Source organism: Martinezella multihospitum (assembly GCF_900094585.1).
Classification (GTDB): Bacteria; Pseudomonadota; Alphaproteobacteria; order Rhizobiales; family Rhizobiaceae; genus Rhizobium; species Rhizobium multihospitium.
On the sequence record NZ_FMAG01000003.1, the window covers coordinates 354081 to 367528 of the forward strand.

At 60.4% G+C, this 13448-nt stretch carries 10 protein-coding genes; 6 read left to right on the top strand and 4 right to left on the bottom strand.

Going from position 1 to position 13448, the window contains the following annotated elements; genetic code table 11:
• Positions 1–12 precede the first annotated feature (12 nt).
• Positions 13–942 carry an AraC family transcriptional regulator gene (locus GA0061103_RS13320; RefSeq protein WP_092712791.1) on the bottom strand — a complete coding sequence of 310 codons (930 nt, stop codon included), beginning with the start codon at positions 940–942 and terminating at the stop codon, positions 13–15.
• An 83-nt stretch (positions 943–1025) separates the two neighbouring features.
• Between GA0061103_RS13320 and GA0061103_RS13325 the strand changes: the two genes are divergently transcribed.
• On the top strand, positions 1026–1853 hold the full coding sequence (locus GA0061103_RS13325) for an oxidoreductase (RefSeq protein ID WP_092711865.1): 828 nt from the start codon (positions 1026–1028) through the stop codon (positions 1851–1853).
• 66 nt (positions 1854–1919) lie between these two features.
• Here GA0061103_RS13325 and GA0061103_RS13330 read toward each other — a convergent pair whose 3' ends face one another.
• Positions 1920–4733, bottom strand: coding sequence for a response regulator (locus tag GA0061103_RS13330; RefSeq protein ID WP_092711867.1), 2814 nt, complete (start codon positions 4731–4733; stop codon positions 1920–1922).
• Between the two features lie 215 nt (positions 4734–4948).
• Here GA0061103_RS13330 and GA0061103_RS13335 point away from each other — a divergent pair, with 215 nt between their 5' ends.
• From GA0061103_RS13335 to GA0061103_RS13345, 3 genes are all read left to right on the top strand, one after another.
• Entirely contained in the window at positions 4949–6535 is a 1587-nt protein-coding gene (locus GA0061103_RS13335) for a trimethylamine methyltransferase family protein (RefSeq protein WP_092711869.1), read from the top strand.
• Positions 6536–6682: 147 nt separating this feature from the next.
• Entirely contained in the window at positions 6683–6997 is a 315-nt protein-coding gene (locus GA0061103_RS13340) for a hypothetical protein (protein ID WP_092711871.1), read from the top strand.
• A gap of 323 nt (positions 6998–7320) precedes the next feature.
• The gene (locus GA0061103_RS13345; RefSeq protein ID WP_092711873.1) at positions 7321–9039 is read left to right on the top strand and encodes a DEAD/DEAH box helicase; all 1719 of its coding nucleotides are present in this window, start codon (positions 7321–7323) and stop codon (positions 9037–9039) included.
• Positions 9040–9082: 43 nt separating this feature from the next.
• On the opposite strand, the gene GA0061103_RS13350 is transcribed toward GA0061103_RS13345, so the two are convergent.
• Positions 9083–9625 carry a GNAT family N-acetyltransferase gene (locus GA0061103_RS13350; RefSeq protein ID WP_092711875.1) on the bottom strand — a complete coding sequence of 181 codons (543 nt, stop codon included), beginning with the start codon at positions 9623–9625 and terminating at the stop codon, positions 9083–9085.
• 207 nt (positions 9626–9832) lie between these two features.
• Between GA0061103_RS13350 and GA0061103_RS13355 the strand changes: the two genes are divergently transcribed.
• The gene (locus GA0061103_RS13355) at positions 9833–10741 is read left to right on the top strand and encodes a DMT family transporter (RefSeq protein WP_092711877.1); all 909 of its coding nucleotides are present in this window, start codon (positions 9833–9835) and stop codon (positions 10739–10741) included.
• A gap of 3 nt (positions 10742–10744) precedes the next feature.
• On the opposite strand, the gene GA0061103_RS13360 is transcribed toward GA0061103_RS13355, so the two are convergent.
• A complete protein-coding gene (locus tag GA0061103_RS13360; RefSeq protein WP_092711879.1) occupies positions 10745–11638 on the bottom strand; it encodes a DMT family transporter in 894 nt (297 codons plus the stop codon).
• A 397-nt stretch (positions 11639–12035) separates the two neighbouring features.
• Between GA0061103_RS13360 and GA0061103_RS13365 the strand changes: the two genes are divergently transcribed.
• Entirely contained in the window at positions 12036–13445 is a 1410-nt protein-coding gene (locus GA0061103_RS13365; protein WP_092711881.1) for a circularly permuted type 2 ATP-grasp protein, read from the top strand.
• The last annotated feature ends 3 nt before the right edge of the window (positions 13446–13448 follow it).

A 13448-nucleotide genomic window follows, 5' to 3' on the forward strand; every position in this document is an offset into this window, starting at 1 on the left:
CATCTCGAGGGTTCAGATGAGCTCGCCAAGATGCTGGCGAACCCACTTGGCCTCTTCCGAGGCCGTCCGCCTGAAGTGCCGTTTGAAATCCCGGCTGAACTGGGCGGGGCTGACATAGCCGACCGATGCCGCCACCTCCGCAATCGTCCCGCTTTGACGCGCGATCATCAACCGCGCCTCGTGGAGCCGCATTGCCTTCACATATTGCATCGGACTGCTGCCCGTCAGAGCCTTGAAATGAACGTGATAGGAGGGAACGCTCATCCCCGCCTCACGCGCCAGCGCCACAACCGAAATCTCGGAACTGTAGGTTTCACGCAATCGGGCCAGGCTGCGCACGATCTTCCCGGAAATACCCTGCTGCTGAAGGGCTGAAATCATCGCCCCGCCTTGTGGACCGACGAGGACCCGGTAGTGCAGCTCGCGCAGGATGCCTGCTCCCATAACCGCAATCTCGACGGGATCGCTGAGCGCCCGCAATAGGCGCAGCACGACATCCTCGATCATCGGCTCCATCCTGCTCGATATCAGGCTTCTCGCTTTGCCGGCCGTTGGCACAGACCGTCTCGCCCCCACGTCCGAGGCGATCTCGGCAGCCAGAAGCATGTCGAACTCGACATAAACGGCAAGCAAAGGGCGTTCTGCGCTGGCTGAAGATTCCATCCGAAACGGAACGGGCACCGATACGGCCAGATAATGCTCCTCATCATAAAGATAGACCTCGCCTTCAAGCATACCCTGCTTTCGGCCTTGCAGGACGAATACCGCGCCCGGCTTGTAGAGCACCGGGACGTCGTGAAGGACCGCCTCGGTCCTGAGAATCCGGACACCGGCAAGCGCCGTTGGATTGTATCCCTGGCTGGGAGCAAGAAGGCCCGCCAGCTCCACCAATTCCCGACGCCTCGACCCTTCGTCCTTCGCAATCATAGGATTTGGCAAGATATTCATAGTTTTCGCAATCGATGACAACAGTTTGGAAGATTATCGGTCATGAGCATCGATCAATCAAGAAGAGAACATCTATCATGTCACGGAAGACCTTCTTCATCACCGGAGCGAATTCCGGCTTCGGCTTCGCGATCGCAGCCGCCGCGAGCAGCCAGGGCCATAAGGTTATCGGCACCGTCCGCTCGGAACAGTCGCGGGCAGCTCTGGCGGAACGCTTGCCAGCAGTGCGGTCCACCCTGTGCGACGTAACGGAGTTCGACCGGATAGCAGACGTTATTCGACAGGCGGAGGAGGACCATGGACCGGTCGACGTGCTGATCAACAATGCCGGCTACGGTCACGAGGGAATTCTTGAAGAGTCGTCCCTCGAGGAGATGGGCCGCCAGTTCGACGTGAACGTCTTTGGCGCCGTTGCGGTCGCCAAAGCCTTCCTGCCGCGCTTCCGCGAAAGACGCAGCGGCTTCATCATCAACGTCACCTCCATGGGCGGCATGATCACCATGCCCGGCATCGCCTATTACTGCGGAAGCAAGTTCGCCCTTCAGGGCATTTCCGAAGTCATGCGCGCGGAAATGGCGCCATTCGGCGTTCGAGTGACCGCCCTTTGCCCCGGCTCCTTCCGGACCGACTGGGCCGGACGCTCGATGGTCCGGAGCGAGCGATCAATCGCGGATTATGATGCGCAGTTCGACCCGATCCGGCAGGCGCGGCAATCCAAAAGCGGCAAGCAGCTCGGCGATCCCGACAAGCTCGCCATAGCCGTCCTGGACCTGATCGAATCCGACGCCCCTCCGCCGCAGCTCCTGCTCGGCAGCGATGCTCTTGGACTTGTGTCGGACAGGATCGAGCGCCTCAAGCAGGAGGTCGAAGCATGGAAATCCGTTACCGTTTCGACCGATGGCTGAGAGCGCCGACCTTCACAATGCCGGGAAACCGCCATCCAGCCTTGCGCTCCGCCTATCGATCTGAACCTAGTTCTTGGAGCGATCGGCTTGGAAAGCGGTATCGCCTAGATAGCGCTGGATCTTCGTTTCGAGAAGCTCGGGGCTGATCGGCTTCGACATGCAATCGTCCATGCCCGACTGCATGCATGTGATACGATCGACATCCAGCGCCTGCGCCATGACCCCGACGATGGGCACATGCCACCCCTGCCCGGCCTGGGTCTCGAACTGCCGGATCATACGGGTCGCCTGATGGCCATTCATGACTGGCATGGATACATCCATGAGGATCAGTGACGGCCGCAACTGGCGCCATGCGTCCACGGCAGCCTGGCCGTTCTCTACGACGAGGAACCTCAGGCCGGTCGCCTGCAGGATCTGCGTGAAGACGATCTGGTTCACCTCATTGTCCTCGGCAACGAGGACGTCGATGGCATTGCCGGGTTTGGCCGACGTCATCCGATCGGTGGCCTCGATCGCGGCCGCAGCTTCCGTTTCTATCGGAAGCCGACGTTCAATGGGAGCCGATCGCTCCCCCAGTTTCTTCCGCCGCGATGCGCGCACGACATCGATGATCGTGCCGCGCAGCACATTGGCGCGCACAGGCTTCATCAGATGCGCCTGGCCGTTGACGTCGGCGAATTCCCTGTCGCAACCGGCAACACTCATCGACGTCAGGAACACGATCGGCAGCGTATCGAAGCGTGGATCGGCGCGCACGGCGCTCGCGACCTGATAGCCATTCATACCCGGCATGCTGTAGTCGACGATGATCGCATCGACCGATACGCCCATATCGAAGGCAGCATCCAGAATGGCGAGCGCAGTCCTGCCATCCTCAGCGACATGCCCGTCAAAACCCCATTGCGCCAACTGTTCGGTCAAGATGCGCCGATGGATCGCATCGTCTTCCACGATCAGGACGCGGGCATCCCTCACATTGGCCGGCAGCTCCGCGACTTTGCCACGCGAGGCGACCAGCGGCATCGGAAGATGAACCGTGAAGACCGATCCCTTGCCCCATTCGCTCTCCACCGACAGCGAGCCGCCGAAAAGATCGACGAGGCCGGCCGTGATGGCGAGCCCCAGGCCCGATCCCTCAAGCCGGCGCGCAAAGGAAGAATCCGCCAGCGAGAACTTGTCGAAGATCGTATCGAGCTTTTCGTCGGGAATGCCGATGCCCGTATCTTCGATACGAAGGACGAGCAATATGGTGTCACCCGGCGCTGGCTGGCTGTCCAGCTCCACCAGCACATGACCGCGCTCGGTGAACTTGATCGCATTGCCGACAAGATTGGTCACGATCTGCCGAAAACGGCCGGCATCGCCCAGTATCGCCGCCGGCACGCCGGGAGCGATGTGCACCATCAGCTCGATATTCTTTTCCGATGCGGCCGCAGCGAGCAGGGTCGCAATATCCTCGACGGCCTCGGCGGGATCGAATGCCATCTTGCGCAGATGCATTTCGCCGGTATCGATGCGGGAAAAATCGAGAATGTCGTTGATGATGGTCAGCAGCGCATTGCCCGACTTGACGATGATATCGACGAAGGTCTTTTGCCGGGCATCGAGATCGGTCTTGCCGAGCAGTTCCGCCATGCCGAGAACGCCGTTCATCGGCGTGCGGATTTCATGGCTCATATGGGTCAGAAACTCGGATTTCGCCCGGTCCGCGGCATTGCTGCGTGCCAGAAGCAGCTGTAAATCCGCCTCGCGTTCCTTCATCTCCGTGACATCGGTCAGCACCACCGTCCAGCGGCGATGCTCGCCGATCGCGGCGCCGAGCTGCATCCAGCGGTCGCCGGTGATCTGGAACACGCAGGAGATCGGCTTGCCGGCCGCAATGCTTTCCCCCCACGATGCCCGCACAGCCTCGGCATCATCGCCGAAGTCGCCGCGTTCCGCACAATAGTCGAAGGCCGCAGACCAGCCTTTGCCGACTTCCAGAAGCTCCGCCGGCAGCTTCAGCATGTCCTTCAGCCGGTCATTGACGAGCATGATCGTACCGTCCTGGACGATCAGCAGTCCCTGGGACATAGCCTGCATGGCATCGGCCATGAGCTCGCCGAGATGCTCCAACGCCAGCCGGGTCTCGGTGATCTCCTGGAACTGCTGCTTGACGGAGGAAATATCCGTGTAGGACATCAGCGTCCGGCCGTTGGAAATGCGGCGAGCGTCGATGATGACCGACTTGCCGTCGGCAAAATTCATCTCCGTCTGCAGATGCTCGCCCGCCTTGCGCAGTGCCGCCAGACGTTCCTGATAGATATCGTCGATGCTGCGGCCATCGAAACCGAAACGCGCCAGTTCGTAGTGCTTGGCGATGAGATCCCGATAGGGGCGGCCTTCGAAACGATCCTCCTTTGAGAACTCCCAAATATCGTAGAAGGCGTCGTTGACATATTCCACCACGTAGTCGCTGTCGTGGATCAGGACGCCGATCGGCATCGAGCGGAGAATATTGTCGAGATCCTGATGCAGCGTCTTGGCAGGCGCGTCGAGAAACACACCGAAAATATAAACGCGGTCTTCCGAAGGGGAAAAACTCTCGATCTGGATGCGCGAGCGTTGACGGCCCGATCCGTCGAAGCACAGCGCCACCTCTTCGGAGCCGAAGACCAGCGCACGGCGCTCTCTGTCTTCTCTGTCGGCGCTCTCGCCCGCATCGAGAAGATCATGGCTGCGATTGCCGATGAAGTCGGAAATATCGTGCCCGAAAAACCGCGCATAGGCATCATTGACGGCGACGTAACGAAGCTCGCTGTTCTTGATGTAGGCGGGCCTGTCCAGACTGGCGATCCGACGGCACGCTATGTCGAGCAGTTCACCGTCCAAGGTCAAACGGAGCCTCTCTTTTCACCGCGCATGATAGTTCATGAAACGACGCTCTAGCATGATTGGCTTTAACAAGGCGTTAACCATGTTGACCATCGCTCCGACGTCGCGTTCAGGCTATGCGCTATCCTATAACGGTCATGTCAGGGTCGCAAACGACAGCGGCACGTCGGGGGAAACTCTGCCAAGAATCCGTCAACGGATCATTGGGAGCGAGCGCCATGAGCGACGAAGGAAGCCTGACCTTGAACGAAGCGCAGATCGCAACGGCGACGGGCGAACGGCGGCGGCGGGCCGGAGGGCGCGGAGCTGAACGCAGCCGCAAGCCGAGCGGCACGAAATACCTCAACCTCGTCAACAATCTCGCTCGCACAGAACTCCTGTCGCCCGAAGCGCTTGACAATATTCACGAGGCATCGCTGACCATCCTCGAAGAGATCGGCATGGATATCATCCTGCCGGAGGCGCGCGAGCGCATGAAGGCTGCCGGCGCGGACGTCACACCGGGCAAGGAACGCGTCCGGTTCGATCGCAACATGATCATGGAGCTGATCGCTTCGATCCCCTCGAACTTCACGCTGCATGCCCGCAATCCCCTTAGAAACGTTGAGATCGGCGGCCGCAATCTCGTCTTCGCACAGGTTGCCTCCGCCCCCTTCGTCGCCGACCGCGACGGCGGCAGGAGAGCCGGCAATCAGGAAGACTTCCGCAAGCTCATCAAGCTCGCCCAGTCCTTCGACGTCATTCATATGACCGGCGGCTATCCGGTCGAACCCATCGATATCCATGCCTCGGTGCGCCATCTCGATTGCCTCTCCGATATCGTGAAGCTCACCGACAAGGCCTTCCATTGCTATTCGCTGGGCAAACAACGCAATCTCGATGCGATCGAGATCGCCCGTATCGGCCGCGGCATCAGCATGGAACAGATGGAGCGCGAGCCCTCGCTCTTCACCATCATCAACTCTTCCTCGCCACTGCGCCTCGACGGGCCGATGCTGCAGGGCATCATCGAAATGTCGTCGCGCGGTCAGGTCGTGGTGGTGACGCCGTTCACGCTGGCGGGCGCCATGGCGCCGGTGACGATCGCCGGCGCACTGGTGCAGCAGAATGCCGAAGCACTCTGCGGCCTCGCCTTCACGCAGATGGTGCGCAAGGGCGCGCCGGTCATGTATGGCGGCTTCACCTCGAATGTGGACATGAAGACCGGAGCACCCGCCTTCGGTACGCCGGAATATATGAAGGCGGTCATCGCAGGCGGCCAGCTCGCTCGCCGCTACGGCATCCCCTACCGCACCTCCAACACCAATGCTTCCAACACGCTCGATGCGCAGGCAGCTTACGAATCGGCGCTTTCCTTATGGGCGCTGACCCAGGGCGGCGGCAACTTCGTGCTCCATGCCGCCGGCTGGAGCGAGGGTGGGCTGACCGCCTCCTTCGAAAAATTCATCCTCGATGTCGATATGCTGCAGATGGTCGCGGAATTCCTGACGCCGCTCGATGTCAGCGCCGATGCCTTGGCGCTGGATGCCGTGCGCGACGTCGGCCCCGGTGGCCATTATTTCGGTACGGCCCACACACTCGCCCGCTATGAGACCGCCTTCTATTCGCCGATCCTCTCGGACTGGCGAAACAACGAAACTTGGGCGGAGGCCGGGAGACCCACAACTTATGATCATGCCAACCGCGTCTATAAGGAAACGCTAGCGCGTTATGAACGCCCGCCGCTCGATCCGGCAATCGAAGAAGAGCTCGACGCCTTCGTCGCCAAGCGCAAGGCAGAGGGTGGTGTTCCTACCGATTTCTAGTTGAAAACAAAGGGATTTTACGCCTCAAATCATGAACGAAATTTAATGTCACGGACCTCTTTTTGGTCGCGACTTCGCCCGCTTTCCCACGCACCTTCAAACTCGGCTTCGGCTGGGAGCCCTGTGTTTTTTGGGAAAGGGATGTCAATGTCTGTGCTTCGCACATTAACGACGGCCGGTTTGATCGCGCTGACGCTTGGCAGCGCCGCGGCCGTAACCACCACCACTGCCAGCGCCTCCGACCGCGGCGCCTTTTTCGGCGGTCTTGCCGCCGGTGCCCTCGGCGGTGCCTTGATTGCCGGGGCTGCGCGGCCCGCCTACCCGGCTTATTATCCGGCCTATCCGGCCTATTACGACGGCCCGGTCTATGAACGGGTCTATGTGCGCCCCTACCCCAGATGCTACTGGGCATGGCGCCACGACGGCTGGGGCCGGCCCTATCGCGTCGAGGTCTGCCGCTGAAGCCTAAACGACGCTCCCCATCAGTCGTCTCCGATCTCTCATGCCGCCGGATTTCCGGCGGCATTTTCGTCTGAGTGTTGAAAAGCTTTCGCCCACACCCCTTGACATTGGCCGCGTTTAAGACCAAATGCGCCTCAGCTTTCACCTTCCGGCCGCCGCGTGAGCGTGCCCTGCGGGACAATCTGTACGCAAGAGAAGGACAAAAGCGCTTTTATGAATGAGGCCGCGCCGAGCGCTGCGGCCGGATGCGCTGGAAAGCTATTTCCAACTTACAAGTTCCCACTTCACGCGGGGTTCTTGACGCCAGAGACAGACCGGACCGCATGGTGCGACCCGGCCTATTTGCTTTGGCGCCCCCGAAAGGTATTGAATTGACCGATTTTCACTCGCTTGGTCTCTCCAAGCAGATCGTCGATACGCTGTCGCAGAACAACTTCGCCACGCCGACGCCAATCCAGGCTCAGGCGATTCCGCTCGTTCTCCAGGGCCGCGATCTCATCGGCCTCGCCCAGACCGGCACTGGCAAGACGGCTGCATTCGGCCTGCCGATCATCGAAATGCTGCTGAAGGAAGCCAAGCGTCCCGACAACCGTACCGTCCGCACGCTGATCCTTGCTCCGACCCGCGAACTGGTGAACCAGATCGCCGACAATCTCAAGCTCTTCGTGCGCAAGTCGCCGCTGCGGATCAACCTCGTGGTCGGCGGCGCGTCGATCAACAAGCAACAGCTTCAGCTCGAGCGCGGCACCGATATTCTCGTCGCCACCCCCGGCCGCCTGCTCGACCTCATCAATCGCCGCGCCCTCTCGCTCGGCCATGTCACTCATCTGGTCCTCGACGAAGCCGACCAGATGCTCGACCTCGGCTTCATCCACGACCTGCGCAAGATCGCCAAGCTCGTACCGGCCAAGCGCCAGACGCTGCTGTTTTCGGCCACCATGCCGAAGGCCATCGCCGATCTCGCTTCCGATTACCTGACCAATCCGGTCAAGGTCGAAGTCTCGCCTCCGGGCAAGGCAGCCGACAAGGTGGAGCAGTATGTCCACTTCGTTGCCGGCCAGAACCACAAGACCGAGATCCTCAAGGAAACCATCTCTGCCAACCCGGATGGCCGCGCCATCGTCTTCCTGCGCACCAAGCACGGCGCCGAGAAGCTGATGAAGCACCTTGATCACGTCGGCTTTGCCGCTGCCTCCATTCACGGCAACAAGAGCCAGGGCCAGCGCGAACGCGCGCTCAAGGGCTTCCGCGATGGTGACGTCCGCGTTCTCGTCGCTACCGACGTCGCCGCCCGCGGCATCGATATCCCCGGCGTTTCGCATGTCTACAACTTCGATCTGCCGGAAGTTCCCGACGCCTATGTTCACCGCATCGGTCGCACGGCGCGCGCCGGCCGCGACGGCATCGCCATCGCCTTCTGCGCTCCGGATGAAATCCGGCTGCTGCGCGACATCGAGCGCCTGATGGGCATCGAAATTGCCGTTGCCAGCGGCGAGGCTCCGGCCGATCGCGGCCGTCCCGTTCGCGGCAAGGGCCGCGGCGGCCAAGGTAATGGTAATCACGGCAATGGTGGCCAAGGCCGGGGCCAGAACGGCCAGGGACGCGAGCGCGGCGAAGGCCGCCCGCAACGTCCGGCCCGTCGTCCGTTCTTTGATAGCGAAGGCGGTGAAGCCCGCGGTCAGAACGGCGAGCGTCAAGAACGCCGTCCGCGCAACGATCGTCCGCAGCGCGAAAACAATCGCAACGCCGATTTCCGTGGTCAGCGCCGCAACGAGCAGACGCCGCGTCCGGAACCCGACAACGATCTCGTCTCCACGTCGGACTTCCGCCCCGCTCGCAAGCAACAGCACAACGGCCAGGCCAACAGCAACGGCGCCTCGCATGAGGGCGGTGCCCATCGCGGACAGCGCCATGCCCATGGCCGCCCCGCCGGCCGCCACAACGAAGAGCGCGGTGCTCAGGGCGAACAGCGCAATGGCGGCAACGGCCGCATGAAGCGCCGTGGCCCCGGCAATGGCGGCCAGCGCCGCGAACGTGCCTGATGCAATGAATTGAGGGGGGCCGGTTGGCCCCCTTTTTCTTTGCTTATTCCGCCTGGCCTTGAAGGCTTTCGATTAAAGCCGGAAGATCATCCCATACATATGCGACCTGACCGACTGCAGTTTCGTCGAGTATAAGCGACCCCGTAGCCACTGGTCGGCCGCGCAGGCGCTCGTAGAAAACCCTGTTTGGATTGTTCTCCAATGCGAGCGCCAGCAATCCCTTGTGCTCCATATCTCCGAGATCTCGCGCCACTTCAGCAAAGAGAGCCGAACCGATCTTGCGGCGCTGATAGCCAGGCAGAAGATAAAGCGCATAAACTTCAGCTTCCTGCGGGAAGCCCGAATGCCGGCTGGGCCCTCCGCTCGCAAATCCGACGACCTCGCCTTTCTCGTCTTCCGCCACGTAATAAGCGATGTCGGCATGACCCAGATAACGGCGATGGCGCTGCTCCTGTTGGCTATAGGACATGCCCTTGAGGAAATCCTCCGGCAGCAGCCCAGCAAAAGTCGCCCTCCAGGTATCGACCACGACTCGGGCAATGCCCGACAAGTCGCTGTCAACGGCGGGCCGAATCTCAATCGCCACTGATAGTTCCTCCGTTGACGGCCTGCATGAAGACTACGGATGCAGTCATGAGAGTAAATTCGAAACTTCGAGGCTGCCTGGCATTCCCATTTCGCTTGGAGAACAATGTTTGGATGACTGTTTCCTCCAGATAAGCCTTTGCAGGCGTAGCTTGGAGCATGTTTGGAGGTTTGGGGACGAACGTTGCAAACGATGGCAACACGGTCAATGTCTGCAAGCGACTGGGGGCAGCTCCTGCTTCTCGGCGCGCTGTGGGGCGGATCATTCTTCTTTGCCCGTATAGCGGTGGCGGAAATCCCGCCGCTGGCGCTGGTCCTCTATCGGGTTTCGATTGCCGCGCTTGTCCTGCATGTCTGGTTGCGCCTGCGTAGCATTTCCTTTGCGCCCGCCATTGCAAGATCAGCTTCGTTCCTGGGTCTCGCACGGCTCAACAACGTTATCCCGTTTTCTCTGATATTCAGCGGCCAAACGGAGATCGGAGCGGGCCTTGCCTCGGTGCTCTACGCGACGACGCCGCTCTGGACAGCCCTGGTCGCAAATCTGCTGACGGCAGACGAAAAGCTTTCCCCCAGCAAACTTACCGGCGTAGTTCTCGGGATTGGCGGCGCCGCCACCATGATCGGCCCAGGCTTCTTCTCCAATTTCGGCGGACCGACATGGGCGAAACTTGCTGTGATCGGAGCGGCAGTTTCCTATGCATTCGCAGCTGTCTTCGCCAAACGATTTCGGGACATGAAGCCGGTCGTTGTCGCGACCGGCCAGTTGACCGCCTCCACCATCGTTGTGATGCCGATCGTCCTTCTTTTCTATAGTCCGCGCGACATTGTAAGCGCGAATATCTCGATCTGGCTGGCTGTTGGCACTCTCGCAATCGTGACGACTGCCTTCGCCTTCATCCTCTATTTCAATCTCATCGCCTCTGCAGGCGCGACAAATGCGTCGCTGGTGACGCTGCTCGTGCCGGCGAGCGCGATCATCTTAAGTACCGCATTCCTTGGAGAGCGTCTGGAACCTTACGAGTTCCTCGGATTGGCCCTGATCGTCTCCAGCCTGGTAGTTGTCGATGGCAGGCTTCTGCGATGGCGTCGACGGAGCGATGCCCACAAGAAGTCATAGAACCTATTCCGGCACGACTTCCGCCGCACGCCGATTGGTGAGGTAAACACCGATCACCACAATCACCGTGCCGATGATGATCGGCAGCGTCAGCGGCTCGCCGAAGGCGATCGCAGCCTCGATGGCGACAGCGGGCGGCATCAGGTAGATCAGCGATGCGGCACGCGACACCTGCCCGCGGCGGATGAGATAGAGCAGCAGACCAACGGCACCCATCGACAGGCCGAAGACCGACCAGAGCATCGACAGGATCGCCGTCTGCGTGCCGTCGAAACGCAAACCTTCGAAGATGAAGGCCAAGGGGACGGTCACGATCAGCGCGCCGACATATTGCAAGGTCGCGATGGTTCTGAGGTCGCCGGTCTGCAGGTGCCGCTTCTGGTAGAGCGTGCCGTAAGTCACCGAGACCATACCCAGCAGATTGACGACGAGCGGCACCGCCGATTGCCAGAGATTGGCCGTATCTGTCGCCAAGAGTTTCGGCGAGATCGCGATGGCTATGCCGAGGAAGCCGAGCAGCAGGCCGACCTTCTGCATCGGCCGCAGCCGCTCGCCGACGAGAAGCGGCGCGGCCATGGCGGTCATCAGCGGCTGCAGCGCCGCAATGATGCCGGAAATGCCGGCCGGCACGCCCTCGGCAATCGCCCACCAAAGGCTCGCCAGATAGATGCCATGCAGGAAAATCCCGGAATAAACGGCCCGAAACACACTCGACCAGTCGCGTGGCCACTTAGCCCGAGCGATCGAACAGAGCAGCACGAAAGCAAGTGCCGACAGGCTATAGCGGATCATCAGGAAGGTGAAAGGGCCTGCATGCAGCGAAGCATATTTGGCGACGATCCAGCCGGTGGACCAGAGAAGAACGAAAATCGCCGGCGCAAGTTTATCGAGGGACATGGGAATCGGACCGATATATTGGGCGCTTAGGATCCGGAATCCTAGTCGACTCAGGGTGTCGCGCGGAGGGGTTGACGGCTGATAGCCGATGGCGGTTGCGTGGTCAAAATCGATCTGCTGAAAACAGCAATCAATTTTTCTTCACGTCCGGCGAACCACCGTCCTGGTTTCAGAAACCTCAGCCACTACCCAGGCGTTCAGTCCGCAAAAGAAGCAGATGCTCAAATTTTGATCCGAACATTGCGACAAGACCTGGCAAGCAACAGCCATTTTACTCTTAAATGCCTGTAAATCCGGCATTTTTCGATATTGCGAAATTCGCGATGGCAACTGCGCATAGTTCTTGCATTGTAAAAACCGTTGTATTCAAATGGGTAAAAACACGGGGACCGCACCTTTGGCATTTGATGAAATGATTACTGCGGATGAAAGTCCGCGCGCGCCTTACGAGAAATACTTCGAGTGGTACTCAGGCCAGGACAGGGGCCACCTCATTGCCAAATCCCGCGATGCGGAAACCATCTTCCGAAAAACGGGCATCACTTTCGCGGTCTACGGACACGCAGACTCCTCCGAAAAGCTCATCCCCTTCGACATCATCCCCCGCATCATTTCAGGCCGCGAATGGCGCAAGCTCGCCCAGGGCATCGAGCAGCGGGTCATCGCCCTCAACGCTTTCCTCGACGACATCTACCACAAGCAGGAAATCATCCGCGCCGGCCGCATCCCACGCGAGCTGATCGAGCGGAACGACGCCTTCCTTCCTGAGATGATCGGCTTCCGGCCGCCGGGCGGCGTCTACACCCACATCGTCGGCACCGATATCGTCCGCACCGGCGAAGACCAGTTTTATGTGCTCGAGGATAATGCCCGCACGCCGTCCGGTGTCAGCTACATGCTGGAAAACCGCGAAACCATGATGCAGATGTTCCCGGAGCTGTTTCACCAGAACAAGGTGCAGCGCGTCGAGGACTATCCGCTGCTGCTGCGCCAGAGCCTGGCATCCCTCGCCCCTCCCGGCTGCAAGGGCAAGCCGCGTGTCGCAGTGCTGACACCAGGCATCTACAACTCCGCCTATTACGAGCATTCCTTCCTCGCCGACATGATGGGCGTGGAACTGGTGGAAGGTTCGGATCTGCGCGTCATCGACGGCAAGGTGAAGATGCGCACCACGCGCGGCTACGAGGCGATCGACGTGCTCTATCGGCGCGTCGACGACGATTTCCTCGACCCTCTCACCTTCCGCCCGGATTCTGCCCTCGGCATTCCCGGCATTATGGATGTCTATCGCGCCGGCAACATCACCATAGCCAATGCGCCCGGCACCGGCATTTCCGACGACAAGGCGATCTATTCCTACATGCCGGAGATCGTCGAATTCTATACCGGCCGCAAGCCGATCCTCGAAAACGTACCGACCTGGCGCTGTTCGGAGCCCGACAGCTTGCAATATGTGCTCGATAACCTTGCCGATCTCGTCGTCAAGGAAGTCCACGGCTCCGGCGGCTACGGCATGCTCGTCGGACCGACGGCTACGAAGAAGGAGCGGACGGCTTTTGCGGAAAAACTCAAGAGCAAGCCGAACAACTACATCGCGCAGCCAACCCTTTCGCTGTCGACCGTGCCGATCCTCGTCAACAAGGGCATCGCACCCAGGCACGTCGATCTGCGGCCCTATGTCCTCGTCTCCGACAAGGTGCGAATCATCCCCGGCGGGCTGACCCGCGTGGCGCTGAAGGAAGGCTCGCTGGTGGTCAACTCCAGCCAGGGCGGCGGCACCAAAGACACCTGGGTTCTGGAGGACTGATCG